At 68.4% G+C, this 15678-nt stretch carries 16 protein-coding genes and 1 pseudogene; 12 read left to right on the top strand and 5 right to left on the bottom strand.

The window, feature by feature from the left end:
- The coding region (acnA, locus tag A9X04_RS29265; protein WP_197509492.1) for an aconitate hydratase AcnA at positions 1 to 1853 on the bottom strand (1853 nt) is incomplete at its 3' end.
- Positions 1854 to 2044: 191 nt separating this feature from the next.
- Here acnA and A9X04_RS29260 point away from each other — a divergent pair.
- The 6 genes from A9X04_RS29260 to A9X04_RS29235 all read left to right on the top strand — a co-directional run bounded on the left by A9X04_RS29260 (position 2045) and on the right by A9X04_RS29235 (position 8276).
- A complete protein-coding gene (locus A9X04_RS29260) occupies positions 2045 to 2587 on the top strand; it encodes a DUF6676 family protein (RefSeq protein ID WP_067928633.1) in 543 nt (180 codons plus the stop codon).
- 242 nt (positions 2588 to 2829) lie between these two features.
- Positions 2830 to 4266: an NlpC/P60 family peptidoglycan endopeptidase RipA gene (gene ripA / locus A9X04_RS29255; RefSeq protein WP_067928631.1), complete on the top strand. Its 1437-nt coding sequence runs from the start codon at positions 2830 to 2832 to the stop codon at positions 4264 to 4266.
- 25 nt (positions 4267 to 4291) lie between these two features.
- Complete coding sequence (ripB, locus tag A9X04_RS29250; RefSeq protein ID WP_067928629.1) at positions 4292 to 5029, top strand: NlpC/P60 family peptidoglycan endopeptidase RipB; 738 nt, start codon at positions 4292 to 4294, stop codon at positions 5027 to 5029.
- A gap of 153 nt (positions 5030 to 5182) precedes the next feature.
- Positions 5183 to 6319, top strand: coding sequence for a MoxR family ATPase (locus A9X04_RS29245; RefSeq protein ID WP_067928627.1), 1137 nt, complete (start codon positions 5183 to 5185; stop codon positions 6317 to 6319).
- Between the two features lie 41 nt (positions 6320 to 6360).
- Positions 6361 to 7272: a DUF58 domain-containing protein gene (locus tag A9X04_RS29240; protein WP_369804371.1), complete on the top strand. Its 912-nt coding sequence runs from the start codon at positions 6361 to 6363 to the stop codon at positions 7270 to 7272.
- Positions 7269 to 8276 (top strand): VWA domain-containing protein, encoded by a 1008-nt coding sequence (locus A9X04_RS29235; protein WP_067928623.1) that lies wholly within the window; start codon positions 7269 to 7271, stop codon positions 8274 to 8276. Before A9X04_RS29240 ends, A9X04_RS29235 begins: the two co-directional genes overlap by 4 nt.
- Positions 8277 to 8388: 112 nt before the next feature.
- On the opposite strand, the gene A9X04_RS29230 is transcribed toward A9X04_RS29235, so the two are convergent.
- The gene (locus A9X04_RS29230; protein ID WP_067928620.1) at positions 8389 to 9231 is read right to left on the bottom strand and encodes a type IV toxin-antitoxin system AbiEi family antitoxin; all 843 of its coding nucleotides are present in this window, start codon (positions 9229 to 9231) and stop codon (positions 8389 to 8391) included.
- A 99-nt stretch (positions 9232 to 9330) separates the two neighbouring features.
- Between A9X04_RS29230 and fabG1 the strand changes: the two genes are divergently transcribed.
- The 3 genes from fabG1 to A9X04_RS29215 are packed head-to-tail and all read left to right on the top strand — an operon-like array spanning position 9331 to position 11980.
- On the top strand, positions 9331 to 10098 hold the full coding sequence (gene fabG1 / locus A9X04_RS29225) for a 3-oxoacyl-ACP reductase FabG1 (protein WP_067928617.1): 768 nt from the start codon (positions 9331 to 9333) through the stop codon (positions 10096 to 10098).
- A gap of 52 nt (positions 10099 to 10150) precedes the next feature.
- The gene (gene inhA, locus A9X04_RS29220) at positions 10151 to 10960 is read left to right on the top strand and encodes an NADH-dependent enoyl-ACP reductase InhA (RefSeq protein WP_067928614.1); all 810 of its coding nucleotides are present in this window, start codon (positions 10151 to 10153) and stop codon (positions 10958 to 10960) included.
- Between the two features lie 6 nt (positions 10961 to 10966).
- Positions 10967 to 11980 (top strand): ferrochelatase, encoded by a 1014-nt coding sequence (locus A9X04_RS29215; protein WP_067928611.1) that lies wholly within the window; start codon positions 10967 to 10969, stop codon positions 11978 to 11980.
- Here A9X04_RS29215 and A9X04_RS29210 read toward each other — a convergent pair.
- Positions 11977 to 12903: a hypothetical protein gene (locus A9X04_RS29210; protein WP_067928608.1), complete on the bottom strand. Its 927-nt coding sequence runs from the start codon at positions 12901 to 12903 to the stop codon at positions 11977 to 11979. The two genes, A9X04_RS29215 and A9X04_RS29210, sit on opposite strands and share 4 nt — an antisense overlap.
- Positions 12904 to 12960: 57 nt before the next feature.
- Between A9X04_RS29210 and A9X04_RS29205 the strand changes: the two genes are divergently transcribed.
- From A9X04_RS29205 to A9X04_RS29195, 3 genes are read left to right on the top strand one after another with little or no spacing between them, the layout of a single operon-like run.
- Positions 12961 to 13398, top strand: coding sequence for an NfeD family protein (locus A9X04_RS29205; protein ID WP_067928606.1), 438 nt, complete (start codon positions 12961 to 12963; stop codon positions 13396 to 13398).
- Positions 13399 to 13446: 48 nt separating this feature from the next.
- A complete protein-coding gene (locus tag A9X04_RS29200) occupies positions 13447 to 14595 on the top strand; it encodes an SPFH domain-containing protein (protein WP_067928603.1) in 1149 nt (382 codons plus the stop codon).
- 9 nt (positions 14596 to 14604) lie between these two features.
- Positions 14605 to 14961 (top strand): DoxX family protein, encoded by a 357-nt coding sequence (locus tag A9X04_RS29195; RefSeq protein ID WP_067928600.1) that lies wholly within the window; start codon positions 14605 to 14607, stop codon positions 14959 to 14961.
- Here A9X04_RS29195 and A9X04_RS29190 read toward each other — a convergent pair.
- Together A9X04_RS29190 and A9X04_RS31840 are read right to left on the bottom strand one after the other, a co-directional pair.
- Entirely contained in the window at positions 14958 to 15440 is a 483-nt protein-coding gene (locus A9X04_RS29190) for a nitroreductase family deazaflavin-dependent oxidoreductase (RefSeq protein WP_067928597.1), read from the bottom strand. The two genes, A9X04_RS29195 and A9X04_RS29190, sit on opposite strands and share 4 nt — an antisense overlap.
- A gap of 170 nt (positions 15441 to 15610) precedes the next feature.
- Positions 15611 to 15678 (bottom strand): annotated as a pseudogene (locus tag A9X04_RS31840) (hypothetical protein); the annotation flags it as partial.

Raw genomic sequence — 15678 nt, 5'->3', positions numbered from 1 at the left:
TCCTTGTCGGTACCCAGCGGCTGGTTCTCGAAATCGAAGTCCATGGTCCCCGCCAACGCGTAGGCCACCACCAGCGGGGGCGACGCCAGGTAGTTCATCTTCACGTCGGGGTTGATCCGGCCCTCGAAGTTGCGGTTACCGGACAGCACCGCGGCCACCGACAGGTCGTTGTCGTTGATCGCCTTGGAAATCTCCTCGGGCAGCGGGCCGGAGTTGCCGATGCACGTGGTGCAGCCGTAGCCGACCAGATAGAAGCCGAGCTTCTCGAGATACGGCCACAGGCCGGCCTTTTCGTAGTAGTCGTGGACCACCTGCGATCCCGGCGCCATCGTGGTCTTCACCCACGGCTTGGACGCCAGCCCCTTTTCGACAGCGTTGCGCGCCAACAGCGCCGCGCCCAGCATCACCTCGGGGTTGGAGGTGTTGGTGCACGACGTGACCGCCGCGATCACCACCGCGCCGTGGTCGAGCTCGAAATCGCCGCGGTCGCCGGACTTCACGCGCACCGGGTTGCTCACCCGGCCCTTGGCATGCGCCGCCGCCGATTCGAACTTCGGGGCGTCGTCGGCGTGACCGTTCTCCAGCGCCCCGGGGTCGCTGGCCGGGAAGGACTCGTCGACCGCCTCGTCGAGCTTGGAGTACTCCTTCTTGTCGGGGTCGTCGCCGACGTAGTCGCCGATCTGCGCGCGGAAGGTGGACTTGGCGTCCGACAACGCGATTCGGTCCTGCGGGCGCTTCGGCCCGGCGATCGAGGGCACCACGTCGGAGAGGTTGAGTTCGAGGTATTCGGAGAAGGCCGGCTCGTGGGAGGGGTCGTGCCACATGCCCTGCTCTTTGGCGTAGGCCTCGACCAGCGCCAGCTGCTCCTCGTTGCGGCCGGTGAACCGCAGGTAGGAGATGGTCTCCTCGTCGATCGGGAAAATCGCTGCGGTGGAACCGAATTCGGGGCTCATGTTGCCCAGGGTGGCGCGGTTGGCCAGCGGCACCTCGGCCACGCCCTCGCCGTAGAACTCGACGAACTTGCCGACCACGCCGTGCTTGCGCAGCATCTCGGTGACGGTCAGCACCACGTCGGTCGCGGTGACGCCCGGCTGGATCTCACCGGTCAGCTTGAAGCCGACCACCCGCGGGATGAGCATCGACACCGGCTGACCCAGCATGGCGGCCTCGGCCTCGATGCCGCCGACGCCCCAGCCCAGCACGCCCAAGCCGTTGACCATGGTGGTGTGCGAGTCGGTGCCCACGCAGGTGTCGGGGTAGGCGACTCCGTCGCGTTCCATCACGACGCTGGCCAGGTACTCGATGTTGACCTGGTGCACAATGCCGGTCCCCGGCGGCACCACCTTGAAATCGCGGAAAGCGCCCTGGCCCCAGCGCAAGAACTGGTAGCGCTCGCCGTTGCGCTGGTACTCGATCTCGACGTTGCGCTCGAAGGAGTCGGCGGTGCCGAACAGGTCGGCGATCACCGAGTGGTCGATCACCAGGTCGGCCGGCGCCAGCGGGTTGACCTTTTCGGCCTTGCCGCCGAGGTCGCCGATCGCCTCCCGCATGGTGGCCAGGTCGACGATGCACGGCACCCCGGTGAAGTCCTGCATGACGACGCGGGCCGGCGTGTACTGGATCTCAATGCTGGGCTCCGCCTTGGGATCCCAGTTCGCGATGGCCTCGATGTGGTCCTTGGTGATGTTGCTGCCGTCCTCGTTGCGCAGCAGGTTCTCGGCCAACACCTTGAGGCTGTAGGGGAGTTTCTCGGTGTTGGGGACGGCGTCGAGACGGTAGATCTGATAACTCTTGTCGCCGACCTTGAGGGTGTCGCGTGCTCCGAACGAGTTCACAGAATCTTCTTTGCTCACTTCAACTCCCGAGGATTAAGTTCTTCCACCGACGGGCCGTGTCGGCGGTGCGGTGCAACATTAACAGTACGCTTGTCCTGCATTAAAAGGGGCGCCCGTACTCCCCAAGTCTTATCGCCTGAGTCGACGGTTTAAACCCCCCGAACCGAAGTCGCGTACGGTGCCTGTAGCGCTACGGCAGGAGGGACATCATGACCTGGCACCCGGCCCTACCCGTCTACATCCCGCAAGACGTCGACATGACCGCGGTCAAGGCCCAGGTCGCCGCCACGGGCGTCAGCGCGCCGGCGGCGGACATGCCCGGCCTGTTGCACATCGTCGACGAAGCCCACGCGCACGGCATCAACCTCAAGATCGTGCTGCTCGATCACAACCCTCCGAACGACACCCCGCTGCGCGACATCTCCACGGTGGTCGGCGCCGACTATCACGACGCCACCGTCCTGACCCTGAGCACGAGCTACGTCGGGAGCTACAGCACACAATTCCCGCGCGTCACGCTCGAGGCCGGCGAGGATCACGCCAAGACGGGCAATCCGGTCGTCTCGGCCCAGCACTTCCTCAACGAGCTGGAAGCCCCGGAATTTCCCTGGACCGGCCTGACCATCTTCCTGTTGCTCGCCGTGCTCGCGGCGGCGGTCGGGACCCGCTTCCTGCAGTTGCGCAGCAAGCGTTCAGCAACCCCGGCGGATTCGGCGGGGGTGCAGGAAGTAACGCCCACCAACACGGCCTAGCCAGGCGCGTCCGCCTCGGCTGAAACACGGTCACCCGGGTCGCGCTGCCACCGCGCGGCAAACACGGTAGGTCACCGTTCGGTCACATTAAACGCACGTAGAGAGTGCGATTTCGGCGGAGCGTTTGCACGCCCAAAAGTGTGACGTACGGTGCAAATGATGCTGCTGTTGTCTTTGGCGCCCTTTGTGAACTTCGTGGCCGGCGCCGCCCGTCACGTTGAGCCGTAGGAGACCTGAGTCGAATGACACGCACACGCCGGGGCTCCGCTGCGAGGCCGGTCGCGAGGCTGGTCCGGCCGGTCGTGCCATCGGTGGTGAGCGTGGCCCTGCTGCTTTGCACGCCGGGGCTCGCGCACGGTGATCCCGCCGCGGACAGCCTGGCCGGCTTGATCGCCAACGTCGCCAAGGCCAACCAACGGCTGGAAAACCTGAGCGCCGAAATCCAGACCGAACAGGAAAGCGTCAACAAGGCGCTGGTCGACGTCGAGACCTCCCGGGACAACGCCGCGGCGGCCCAGCACGACCTGGAGACAAGCCAGCAGGCGGTCAAAGACGCCAACGCCGCGATCGCCGCGGCGCAGCAGCGGTTCGACACGTTCGCGGCGGCCACCTACATGAACGGCCCCTCGAACGCTTACCTGACCGCCAGCAGCCCCGACGACATCATCGCCACCCAGGCCGCCGCCAAGACCCTGTCCGCGAGTTCCCAGACGGTGATGGCCAAGCTGCAGCGGGCGCGCACCGAACAGGTGAACAAGGAATCGGCGGCGCGGCTGGCCAAGCAGAAGGCCGACAAGGCCGCCGCCGACGCCAAGGGCAGCCAGGACGCCGCGGTGGCGGCGCTGACCGACTCCAAGCGCAAGTTCGACGAACAACGCGAACAGATCACTCGCCTGGCCGCCGAACGCGACGAGGCGCAGACCAAACTCGAAGCGGCCAAACGGCAATGGTCGACGGGTCCCGGCGGACCCGCCGCCCCCGCATCGGGCGACCGGTGGGAGACCGGCTCGCCGGGCGCGCCGGCACCGCAGGGCGGGGCCCGCCGCTGGGACGGCGCCTGGGACCCCACGCTGCCGATGATCCCCAGCGCCAACGTGCCGGGCGACCCGATCGCGGTGATCAACCAGGTGCTGGGCATCTCCGCCACCTCGACGCAGGTCACCGCCGGCCTGGGCCGCAACTTCCTGCAGCAGCTCGGCATCCTCAAGCCCGACGACACCGGCATCACCAACGCGGCCCCCGGCGGGACTTCCGGCCGGATCCCGCGGGTGTACGGGCGGCAGGCCACCGAATACGTGATCCGCCGCGGCATGTCGCAGATCGGCGTGCCCTACTCCTGGGGCGGCGGCAACGCGGCCGGCCCGAGCAAGGGCATCGACTCCGGGGCCGGCATCACCGGCTTCGACTGTTCGGGCCTGGTCCTGTACTCGTTCGCCGGGGTGGGCATCAAGCTGCCGCATTACTCGGGCTCGCAGTACAACCTCGGCCGCAAGATCCCGTCCTCGCAGATGCGCCGCGGCGACGTGATCTTCTACGGGCCGGGCGGCAGCCAGCACGTGACCATCTACCTCGGCGACGGCCAGATGCTCGAGGCTCCCGACATCGGTCTGAAAGTCCGCGTCGCACCGGTGCGCACCAGCGGCATGACGCCCTACGTGGTCCGCTACATCGAGTGGTGAACGAATGAGAAGTGAACGGAAAGCCATGCACCGCAAGCGGATTCGTCTGATCAACTTCGCCTGGATCACCACCGTGGTGACCGGGCTGCTGCTGTCTGTGGCCTACTCCGGGTCCGCCCCGGCCGCGGCCGACCCCGGGGCGTGGGACCCCACTCTGCCCGCGACGATCAGCGCCGGCGCCCCCGGCGACCCGCTCGCGGTCGCCAACGCGTCGCTGCAGGCCACCGCGCAGGCGACCCAAACGACGATGGACCTGGGCAGGCAATTCCTCGGCGGCCTCGGAATCAACATCCTGGGGGATCCCGCTCCCACCGCGGCCGCCCCGACCAACCCCGGCGGCAAGATTCCCCGCGTCTACGGCCGGCAGGCCATCGAGTACGTGATCAAGCGGATGGGATCGCAGATGGGCGTTCCCTACTCCTGGGGCGGTGGCTCGCTGGACGGTCCCAGCAAGGGCGTCGGCGACGGCGCCAACATCACCGGTTTCGACTGCTCGGGCCTGATGCGGTACGGCTTCGCCGGCGTCGGCGTGCTGATCCCGCGGTTCTCCGGCGACCAGTACAACGCCGGCCGGCACATCCCGCCGGACCAGGCCAGGCGCGGCGACCTGATCTTCTACGGCCCGAACGGCGGCCAGCACGTCACGATGTATCTGGGCAACGGGCAGATGCTGGAGGCGTCCAGCCTCGCCGGCAAGGTGACCGTCAGCCCGGTTCGCAAGCCCGGCATGACGCCGTTCCTGACTAGGATCATCGAGTACTGATCCAGGCGCGGTCCGCCCCACGGGTTGCCGGGGGCGAACCACCAGCGTCGACGGAATCCGGCGGGCCTGGAATAGTTGGACGCGGGCACGTCGCGGCCCCACGACAGTGGTGTTGCAAGCAGTCGTGTCCGAATGAGCTGTGGAGGGTTATTGATGACAGCAGCAGGTGGGCCGCCCCCGGGCGCCAGCGGTTACCCGGGCCCGGGCGGACAGTCCGGCCCGCCGGCCCATGAAGCGCCGTCGGGTGGTGCCGGTAACGGCCTGGCCGCCGAAGTCCACACCCTCGAGCGGGCCATCTTCGAGGTCAAGCGGATCATCGTCGGGCAGGACCAGCTCGTCGAGCGGATGCTGGTCGGCCTGCTCTCCAAGGGGCACGTGTTGCTCGAGGGTGTCCCCGGCGTGGCCAAGACGCTGGCCGTCGAGACCTTCGCCAAGGTCGTCGGCGGCACGTTCGCCCGCATCCAGTTCACCCCCGACCTGGTTCCCACCGACATCATCGGTACCCGCATCTACCGGCAGGGCAAGGAGGAGTTCGACACCGAACTCGGCCCCGTGGTGGTCAACTTCCTGCTTGCCGACGAGATCAACCGCGCGCCCGCCAAGGTGCAGTCGGCGCTGCTGGAGGTCATGCAGGAACGCCACGTGTCGATCGGCGGCAAGACTTTCCCGCTGCCCAACCCGTTCCTGGTGATGGCCACCCAGAACCCGATCGAGCACGAGGGCGTCTACCCGCTGCCCGAGGCCCAGCGCGACCGCTTCCTGTTCAAGATCAACGTCGGCTACCCGACGCCCGAGGAGGAGCGGGAGATCATCTACCGGATGGGTGTGCGCCCGCCCGAGCCCAAGCAGATCATGGCCACCGGCGACCTGTTGCGCCTGCAGGACATCGCGGCCAACAACTTCGTCCACCATGCGCTGGTCGACTACGTGGTGCGCGTCGTGACCGCCACCCGCCACCCCGAACAGCTCGGCATGAACGACGTCAAGACGTGGATCTCCTTCGGGGCGTCCCCGCGTGCGTCGCTGGGCATCATCGCGGCGTCGCGCTCGCTGGCGCTGGTGCGCGGCCGCGACTACGTGATCCCGCAAGACGTCGTGGACGTCATCCCCGACGTGCTGCGGCACCGCCTGGTGCTCACCTACGACGCCCTCGCCGACGAGATCTCGCCGGAGATCGTCATCAACCGGGTCCTGCAGACGGTGGCCCTGCCGCAGGTCAACGCCGTTCCGCAGCAAGGGCAGTCGGTGCCCCCGGTGATGCAGCCCGCCGGCGCGGCCAGCGGTCGGTGACCGAGCCCCAGCAGCCGGCGGCGATCGCACATCCGCCATCGATGCAGCGCGGGCAGATCGTCGACCCGAAGCTGGCGGCGGCGCTGCGGCAACTCGAGCTGACGGTCAAGCGCAAGCTCGACGGCGTCCTGCACGGCGACCACCTGGGCCTGATCCCGGGGCCGGGTTCGGAGCCCGGGGAGTCGCGCGAGTACCAGCCCGGCGATGACGTCCGGCGCATGGACTGGGCCGTCACCGCGCGCACCACGCACCCGCACGTCCGGCAGATGATCGCCGACCGCGAGCTGGAAACCTGGCTGGTGGTCGACATGTCGGCCAGCCTGGACTTCGGCACCGTGGGGTGCGAGAAGCGGGACCTGGCGGTGGCGGCCTCGGCCGCGATCACGTTCCTCAACAGCGGCGGCGGCAACCGGCTCGGGGCGCTGATCGCCAACGGCGCGACGATGAAGCGCGTCCCGGCGCGCTCGGGGCGCCAGCACGAGCAGACGCTGCTGCGCACCATCGCCACCACCCCCCGGGCGCCGGTGGGGGTGCGCGGGGACCTGGCCACCGCCATCGACGCCTTGCGCCGCCCGGAGCGGCGCCGCGGCATGGCGGTGATCATCAGCGACTTCCTGGGGCCGATCAACTGGATGCGTCCGCTGCGCGCGATCTCGGCTCGTCATGAGGTGCTCGCGATCGAGGTGCTGGACCCCCGCGACGTCGAGCTGCCCGACATCGGCGATGTCGTGCTGCAGGACGCCGAGTCCGGGGTCACCCGCGAATTCACCATCGACGCCCAGCTGCGCGACGACTTCGCCAAGGCCGCCGCGGCGCACCGCGCCGAGGTGGCGCGCACCATCCGCAGCTGCGGGGCCCCGCTCCTGACGCTGCGCACCGACCGCGACTGGATCGCGGACATCGTCCGGTTCGTCGAGTCCCGCAGGCGCGGTGCATTGGCGGGGCGGCAGTGACGTTGCCGCTCCTCGGCCCGATGTCGTTGTCGGGCTTCGAACATGCGTGGTTCTTCCTGTTCCTGCTCGTCGTCGTCGGGCTCGCCGCGCTCTACATCGTGATGCAGTTGGCGCGGCAGCGGCGCATGCTGCGGTTCGCCAACATGGAGCTGCTGGAAAGCGTCGCCCCCGAGCGGCCTCCCCGGTGGCGGCATGTGCCGGCGATCCTGCTGGTGGCGTCGCTGGTGCTGTTCACGATCGCGATGGCCGGGCCGACGCACGACGTGCGGATTCCGCGCAACCGCGCGGTGGTGATGCTGGTGATCGACGTGTCGCAGTCGATGCGAGCCACCGACGTGCAGCCGAACCGGATGGCGGCCGCCCAGGAGGCGGCCAAGCAATTCGCCGACGAGCTGACGCCGGGCATCAACCTCGGGCTGATCGAGTACGCGGGCACCGCGACCGTGCTGGTGCAGCCGACGACCAACCGGGACGCGACGAAGAACGCCCTGGACAAGCTGCAGTTCGCCGACCGCACCGCGACGGGCGAGGGCATCTTCACCGCGTTGCAGGCCATCGCCACCGTGGGCGCGGTGATCGGGGGTGGCGACACACCGCCGCCCGCGCGCATCGTGTTGTTCTCCGACGGCAAGGAGACGATGCCGACCAATCCGGACAACCCCAAGGGCGCCTTCACCGCCGCGCGCACCGCCAAGGATCAGGGCGTGCCGATCTCGACGATCTCGTTCGGCACGCCGTACGGGTTCGTCGAGATCAACGACCAGCGGCAGCCGGTGCCCGTCGACGACTCGACGATGAAGAAGGTCGCCGAGCTCTCCGGGGGCAGTTGGTACAACGCCGCCAGCCTCGCCGAGCTGAAGGCCGTCTACGCGACGCTGCAGCAGCAGATCGGCTACGAGACGATCAAGGGCGACGCCAGCATGGGCTGGGTGCGGTTGGGTGCGCTGGTGCTGGCGCTTGCGGCCCTGGCGGCGTTGCTCATCAACCGCCGCCTCCCGACCTGAGGTTTCTTTCGCTCGCCCGCCTAACCTGACTCTCTACTCGCGTGCCTAACCTGGCTCTCTGCTCGCGTGCCTAACCTGGCGGCGATTTTTCACCTCGGATTTCGCCGCCTGGTTAGGCTCGCGTGGCCCGCGCCTCGCACACCCGGCGAACGATGTCGTCGGGGTGGTCTTCTGCGACGACCCGGACGACGATCCAGCCGTAACGGCGTTCCAGTTTCTCGAGGCGGCGAATGTCTCTTACGTAGTGATAGCGGCTCGACCGGTGTTGGTCTCCGTCGTACTCGACCGCGACCTTGACGTCCTCCCAGCCCATGTCCAGATAGGCTTCCGCCCAACCCCATTCGTTGCGGACGGCGATCTGTGTCTGCGGGCGGGGAAAGTCGTTCTCGATCAAAAGCAGGCGCAGCCACGTTTCCTTGGGAGATTGCGCCCCACCGTCGACCAGGTCGAGCGCGGCCCTCGCGGCTTTCATGCCCCGGCGGCCCCGGTAGCGCTCGGCCAATCGCTCGACGTCAGCCAGTTTCAGATGTGTCGCCTGAACGAGGGCGTCGACCGCGGCGACGGCCTGGTGCTGGGGAAAGCGACTGGCCAGATCGAGCGCCGTTCGCTCTGGAGAAGTCACTCGCATGCCTTCTAGGACGCAGACCTCGTCGGCGTCGATGCGGTCCTCCCAGACCTGTACGCCGGTTTCGCGGCGGGCGTTGGTGTCGATGATCGCGGCGGGAAGACGGGCGTCGACCCACTTAGAGCCGTGCAGCACGCTGGCGGAGTAGCCGGCCAGGATGCCGCGGCGACGCGAGCGCAGCCACACCGCTTCAGCGCGCAATCGTGCGGTGAGCTCCACATCCCGCGGCACGTAGACGTCTTTGTGTAGCGCGGCGTACTTACTACGCAGCTGATACGGCGTCACGAGGCCCGCGGCCCGGGCCTCGCTGCCCAGAAACGGCTCATCCATGGCGGAAGTGTGCCGATGGCCACCGACAACCCGACGCGCCCGTTATGCGTGTGGCCAGCCGGTTACGGTCACGGCAACCCCAGGCGATAGGTTGACGGGGTGACTGACACGGCCACCGAGAGCACCACCGAAAGTACCGCCACCGGCGGCAAACCCGCATTCGTATCCCGCTCAGTCCTGGTGACGGGCGGAAACCGAGGCATCGGACTGGCGATCGCGCAGCGGCTGGCCGCCGACGGCCACAAGGTGGCCGTCACGCACCGCGGATCCGGGGCGCCCGAGGGGCTTTTCGGTGTGGTGTGTGACGTCACGGACAACGAGGCCGTCGACCGCGCGTTCAAAGAGGTCGAGGAGCACCAGGGTCCGGTCGAGGTGCTGGTATCCAACGCCGGCATCTCCAAAGACGCCTTCCTCATCCGGATGACCGAGGAGCGCTTCGAGGAGGTCATCGACGCCAACCTGACCGGGGCGTTCCGGGTGGCCCAGCGGGCGTCGCGCAGCATGCAGCGCAAGCGGTTCGGCCGCATCATCTTTATCGGGTCGGTGTCCGGCATGTGGGGCATCGGCAACCAGGCCAACTACGCGGCCGCCAAGGCCGGCCTGATCGGCATGGCACGCTCGATCTCCCGCGAGCTGTCCAAGGCCGGGGTGACCGCCAACGTGGTCGCCCCCGGCTACATCGACACCGAGATGACCCGCGCGCTGGACGAGCGAATCCAGGCGGGCGCACTGGAATTCATCCCGGCCAAGCGGGTCGGCACCGCCGAAGAAGTCGCCGGGGCGGTCAGCTTCCTGGCGTCCGAGGATGCGAGCTACATCGCCGGCGCGGTCATCCCCGTCGACGGCGGCATGGGCATGGGCCACTGAATTCACCCCGACAAGGACGTCAACCGCGACATCAAGCACATTAAGGACGGACATGGCAGGACTGCTCGACGGCAAACGGATCCTGGTCTCCGGGATCATCACCGACTCGTCGATCGCGTTTCACATCGCCAAGGTGGCCCAGGAAGCGGGCGCCCAGTTGGTGCTCACTGGCTTCGACCGGTTGCGGCTGATCCAGCGCATCGCCGACCGACTGCCGGAGAAGGCCCCGCTGATCGAACTCGACGTGCAGAACGAGGAGCACCTGAGCACCCTGGCCGAGCGGGTCACCGCCGAGATCGGCGAGGGCAACAAGCTGGACGGTGTGGTGCACTCGATCGGCTTCATGCCGCAGACCGGGATGGGCATCAACCCGTTCTTCGACGCACCGTATGAGGATGTCTCCAAGGGCATCCACATCTCCGCGTATTCGTATGCCTCGCTGGCCAAGGCGCTGCTGCCGATCATGAGCCCCGGCGGGTCGATCGTCGGCATGGACTTCGACCCCAGCCGGGCGATGCCGGCCTACAACTGGATGACCGTGGCCAAGAGCGCACTGGAGTCGGTCAATCGGTTCGTTGCCCGCGAGGCCGGCAAGTTCGGGGTGCGCTCCAATCTCGTTGCGGCGGGACCCATCCGGACGCTGGCGATGTCCGCGATCGTCGGTGGCGCGCTCGGCGAGGAGGCCGGCGCTCAGATGCAACTGCTGGAAGAGGGCTGGGACCAGCGCGCGCCGATCGGCTGGAACATGAAGGACCCCACGCCCGTCGCCAAGACCGTGTGCGCCGTGCTCTCCGACTGGCTGCCCGCCACCACCGGCACCATCATCTTCGCCGACGGTGGCGCGAGCACGCAGTTACTGTAAGCCCTAATGGAATTCGACGCCGTCCTGCTGCTGTCCTTCGGCGGCCCGGAGGGGCCCGAGCAGGTGCGGCCCTTCCTGGAGAACGTCACCCGCGGACGCAACGTGCCGCCCGAACGCCTGGACGACGTCGCCCAGCATTACCTGCACTTCGGTGGGGTATCGCCGATCAACGGCATCAACCGCGCCCTGATCGCCGAGCTCGAGGCGGTACAGGACCTGCCGGTTTATTTCGGCAATCGCAACTGGGAGCCCTACGTCGAAGACACCGTGAAGGCCATGCGCGACAACGGTGTTCGTCGTGCCGCGGTGTTCACCACGTCGGCGTGGAGCGGCTACTCGAGCTGCACGCAGTACACCGAAGACATCGCCCGGTCGCGTCGCGAGGCCGGCGCGACAGCGCCCGAGCTGGCGAAGCTGCGGCCGTACTTCGACCATCCGCTCTTCGTCGAGATGTTCGCGGGCGCGGTCACGGCCGCGGCCGAGAAGATGCCCGCCGGCGCCCGGCTGGTGTTCACCGCGCACTCGGTCCCGGTGGCCGCCGATCAGCGCCTCGGCCCGCGGCTGTACAGTCGTCAAGTCGCTTACGCCACAAGGCTTGTCGCGGCCGCCGCCGGCTACGCCGATTACGATCTGGCCTGGCAGTCGCGGTCGGGCCCGCCGCAGGTGCCGTGGCTTGAGCCCAGCGTCGAGGATCACCTCTGCGCGCTGGCCGCCTCGGGCACGGAGGCGGTCATCGTCTGTCCGATCGGATTCGTCGCCGACCACATCGAGGTGGTGTGGGATCTAGACGAGGAGTTGCGATCCCAGGCCGACGCGGCCGGGCTGGCGTTCGCGCGGGCCGCCACGCCCAACGCCGATCGGCGATTCGCTCGGCTGGCCGCCGATCTGATCGACGAACTGCGCGCCGGCCGCGAGCCGGCCCGGGTTGTCGGGCCGGACCCGGTGCCCGGCTGTCTGGCCAGCGTCGACGGTGCGCCGTGCCGGCCGCCGCACTGCGTGCGGGAAGACGAGTACAACTAGTCAGCCCACGCCGAGTGCAGGATCGCGGTGACGGCGGCCATCCGCGCCGAGCGCACGACGGCGGTCAGCGGGCGCAGCGCGTCGCTGGCGATCCGTGCCTCCGAGGAGGATTGCGTTCCGAACGGCTCGGGGCCGGCGACCAGGGGCGCGGCGAAACGCTCCGGTGAATCGGGTGAGCGACTGAGCCCGGCGCTGACCGCGATGATCGCGTCGACGTGCGCGGCGTTCTCCAGCACCCGCAGCGCGCGGGTGGGCGCGTGGTCGGGAACCCGGTGCTGCCGTGCGGATTCCAGCAGCTGCTCGACGAGGCCCCGGGGATCGTCGATGTCGGCGGCGGCCGATCCCAGCCCGATGGCGCCGAGCGCGTCCGCGGCCGACCGCACCGCCGACCGCAGCGTGTATTCGGCATCGCCCAGCTCGTAGTGATCGAGCACCGGCGCACCCGGCAGCGAGTACACCGTCCAGGACAGCGCGTACGGCTCGGGGAAGTCCTCGGGTTCGTCGCCGTAGGAGAACTCGGGAACCAGGCCTACGGCGGTGGCGGGCTCGGCCGGGCTGGCGACGATGATCGCCTCACCCGCGGCCAGGGCGTCACGCTCGAACTGCGTCCCCGGGGCGAGCCCGCGCACGTCACCGGGCACGGGCAAAAGCACGTTGATCGTTCCGCGCAGGGGGTCCGGGCCGCCCGAAGCGGGCGACGACCGGCCAACCGCGGCGCGCAGCGTCTGCAGCAGCGTCACCGTCCCGGCGTCGTGCACATCGGGCCACGGAAGCCCGGTGTGCCCGGCGGCGACCGCATCATACGCGGTGACCGATTGCTTTGGCGCCCATACCGATAACGCGTCGAGGACGTCGTCGGGCGCGGCCTTGCCTGCGAGCCAGGCGTTGGCCCACAGGGACAGCGAGACACTGGGACACCACACGATTCCGCAGTGTAGTTGTTTTGCCCGGCAAAGGCGGATCACGCGTATTCTGGCCGCATGCACGCCGCGGTGCTTTGGCTAATATTCGCGCTGGTGCTTGCCGGTGCGGAGGCGCTCACGGGTCATATGTTTTTGGTGATGCTCGGCGGCGGTGCGCTGGCGGCGGCAATCACCAGCTGGCTGACGGATTGGCCGGGGTGGGCGGACGGGACGGTGTTTCTGGTCGTGTCCATCCTGCTGCTGGTGCTGGTTCGCCCGGCGCTGCGGCGGCAGCTGACGCCCGCGCACGTGCCGCAGATGGGGATTGAGGCGCTGGAGGGCAAGAACGCGCTGGTGCTGGAGCGGATCTCGCGCGACGAGGGCCAGGTGAAGCTCGACGGCGAGGTGTGGACCGCGCGTCCGCTCAACGAGGGGGATGTCTACGAACCGGGGGAGTCGGTGACCGTCTTACAGATCGACGGTGCCACGGCGGTGGTCTTCAAAAGCGGCCCGTAACGGCTGCCGGAGACACCGCCAGAGACCTTGGGAGAGAAAGGAACTCGCGTGCAAGGTGCGGTTGCTGGTTTAGTGTTGTTGGCCGTCCTGGTGATCTTCGCCATCGTGGTGGTGGCCAAGTCGGTGGCGCTGATCCCGCAGGCGGAGGCCGCGGTGATCGAGCGGCTGGGCCGATATAGCAGGACGGTCAGCGGTCAGCTGACGTTGTTGGTGCCGTTCATCGACCGGGTGCGCGCGCGGGTGGATCTGCGCGAGCGGGTGGTGTCGTTCCCGCCGCAGCCGGTGATCACCGAGGACAACCTGACCCTCAACATCGACACGGTGGTCTACTTCCAGGTCACCGTCCCACAGGCGGCCGTCTACGAGATCAGCAACTACATCGTCGGTGTGGAGCAGCTCACCACCACCACGCTGCGCAACGTGGTGGGCGGCATGACGCTGGAGCAGACGCTGACCTCGCGCGACCAGATCAACGGTCAGCTGCGCGGTGTGCTCGACGAGGCGACCGGTCGCTGGGGCCTGCGGGTCGCCCGGGTCGAGCTGCGCAGCATCGACCCGCCGCCGTCCATCCAGGCCTCGATGGAAAAGCAGATGAAGGCCGACCGCGAGAAGCGGGCGATGATCCTGACCGCCGAAGGGAACCGGCAGGCCGCGATCACCCAGGCCGAGGGCGCCAAGCAGGCGCAGATCCTGGCCGCCGAGGGCGCCAAGCAGGCCGCGATTCTGGCCGCCGAGGCCGACCGGCAGTCGCGCATGCTGCGCGCCCAGGGTGAGCGCGCGGCGGCCTACTTGCGGGCGCAGGGGCAGGCCAAGGCCATCGAGAAGACGTTCGCCGCGATCAAGGCCGGCCGGCCCACCCCGGAGATGCTGGCCTACCAGTACCTGCAGACCCTGCCGGAGATGGCGCGCGGTGACGCCAACAAGGTGTGGGTGGTGCCGAGCGACTTCAATGCGGCGCTGCAGGGGTTCACCAGAATGCTGGGGACCCCGGGTCAGGACGGCGTGTTCCGGTTCGAGCCCTCCCCGGTCGACGACACACCCCAACACGCCGCCGAATCGGACGACGCGGACATCGCCGACTGGTTCTCCACCGAGACCGATCCCGCGATCGCCCAGGCGGTGGCCAAGGCCGAAGCGAGCGCCCGCCAGCCGGTGGACGGCCCACCGCCCGGGACGCCGCCGCAGTTGGCCCAATAGGATTGCCGCATGAGCGTTTTCAGTTCCCCGAAGACCTACGTGGCGCTCGGCGCCTTCCACGCCGTGGACGCGGTGCTCTGCGGTGTCCAGATCGCCCCGATCAAGAAGGTCCTGGACGACGTGGGCCTGCCGGAGAACGTTCGGCCCGTGCTGCCGGTGGTGAAGGGCGCCGCCGCCGTGGGGTTGCTGTCGGTCACCCGTTTCCCGGCCCTGGCGCGGGTGACGACGGCGATGCTGACGATTTATTTCGTCGTGGCGCTCGGCGCACACATCCGGGTCCGCGACAAGGTCGTCAACGCGCTTCCGGCGGCGATGTTCCTGGCGCTGTTCGCGGTGATGACGGCCAAGGGGCCCGACCGCAGTTAGTCCAGGCGGAACTCGACCAGCGGCAGCGGGGTGTCGGTCTCGGTGATCGGAACGCCGAGCGTTTCCTCCAGCACCGGCCTCATCTGCTCCCACGCTCTGCGATGACGACCGATGTAGGCGGCCAGCGCGCGGTCTGCCTCGTCTTGGGGCAGCACCCGAGCCGTGGCGATCCTCGGTGGATGACTGCCGACGTAGACGCGAACGCGCGGATCCGCCCGAATGTTGCGGAACCACTGCGCCTTTCGGCCGAAGCCGGAGGCGACGAGGTAGACCTCCGGCGACGGATGACCGACGACCTCCAACACCACGTGGCGCGGTGCGCCGGACTTGCGGCCGGTGTGCTCGAGCATCAGCATCCGGGATCCGAACAGCGCGCCCGCCCGGGCCTTGTAGAGCCAGATCGGTGCGCGCATCAGTCGGCGCGACCGCAGCGCCCGGGCGGCGAGGCTGGACAGGAAAGAAGCTGATTGGCCGGCCATCAGGCGTGCGGTAGCGGCGGCGCGGGCAGGCGGCGGGTTCCGATGTGGTCCGAGGTCATGCGGCTCCCCACGGTCGTCGGATGTCGGTAATCCGAGACGCTACTGGCGCGACGGCTGCCGCCGCCACGATTTGGGGGATCGTGACGGCGGCAGGACGGTCAGCTGTGTGGAGTGACCTGGAAGTAGACCACCGTGTCGATGTTGAGGGTCAGGTTGTCCTCGGTGATCACCGGCTGCG

The sequence above is a fragment of the Mycobacterium sp. E3247 genome (assembly GCF_001667785.1).
Taxonomy (GTDB): Bacteria; Actinomycetota; Actinomycetes; order Mycobacteriales; family Mycobacteriaceae; genus Mycobacterium.
Note: the sequence above shows the minus strand (reverse complement) of the source record. Positions and strands in the feature narration are given on the sequence as shown.

What these genes read in the sequence shown, in the direction of transcription:
- A9X04_RS29230 (WP_067928620.1), bottom strand. Translation starts at nt 9,231, where the DNA reads ATGGATGAGCCGTTTCTGGGCAGCGAGGCCCGGGCCGCGGGCCTCGTG.
- ripA (WP_067928631.1), top strand. Translation starts at nt 2,830, where the DNA reads ATGACACGCACACGCCGGGGCTCCGCTGCGAGGCCGGTCGCGAGGCTG.
- inhA (WP_067928614.1), top strand. Translation starts at nt 10,151, where the DNA reads ATGGCAGGACTGCTCGACGGCAAACGGATCCTGGTCTCCGGGATCATC.
- A9X04_RS29205 (WP_067928606.1), top strand. Translation starts at nt 12,961, where the DNA reads ATGCACGCCGCGGTGCTTTGGCTAATATTCGCGCTGGTGCTTGCCGGT.
- ripB (WP_067928629.1), top strand. Translation starts at nt 4,292, where the DNA reads ATGCACCGCAAGCGGATTCGTCTGATCAACTTCGCCTGGATCACCACC.
- A9X04_RS29215 (WP_067928611.1), top strand. Translation starts at nt 10,967, where the DNA reads ATGGAATTCGACGCCGTCCTGCTGCTGTCCTTCGGCGGCCCGGAGGGG.
- A9X04_RS29240 (WP_369804371.1), top strand. Translation starts at nt 6,361, where the DNA reads ATGCAGCGCGGGCAGATCGTCGACCCGAAGCTGGCGGCGGCGCTGCGG.
- A9X04_RS29245 (WP_067928627.1), top strand. Translation starts at nt 5,183, where the DNA reads ATGACAGCAGCAGGTGGGCCGCCCCCGGGCGCCAGCGGTTACCCGGGC.
- A9X04_RS29195 (WP_067928600.1), top strand. Translation starts at nt 14,605, where the DNA reads ATGAGCGTTTTCAGTTCCCCGAAGACCTACGTGGCGCTCGGCGCCTTC.
- A9X04_RS29190 (WP_067928597.1), bottom strand. Translation starts at nt 15,440, where the DNA reads ATGGCCGGCCAATCAGCTTCTTTCCTGTCCAGCCTCGCCGCCCGGGCG.
- A9X04_RS29260 (WP_067928633.1), top strand. Translation starts at nt 2,045, where the DNA reads ATGACCTGGCACCCGGCCCTACCCGTCTACATCCCGCAAGACGTCGAC.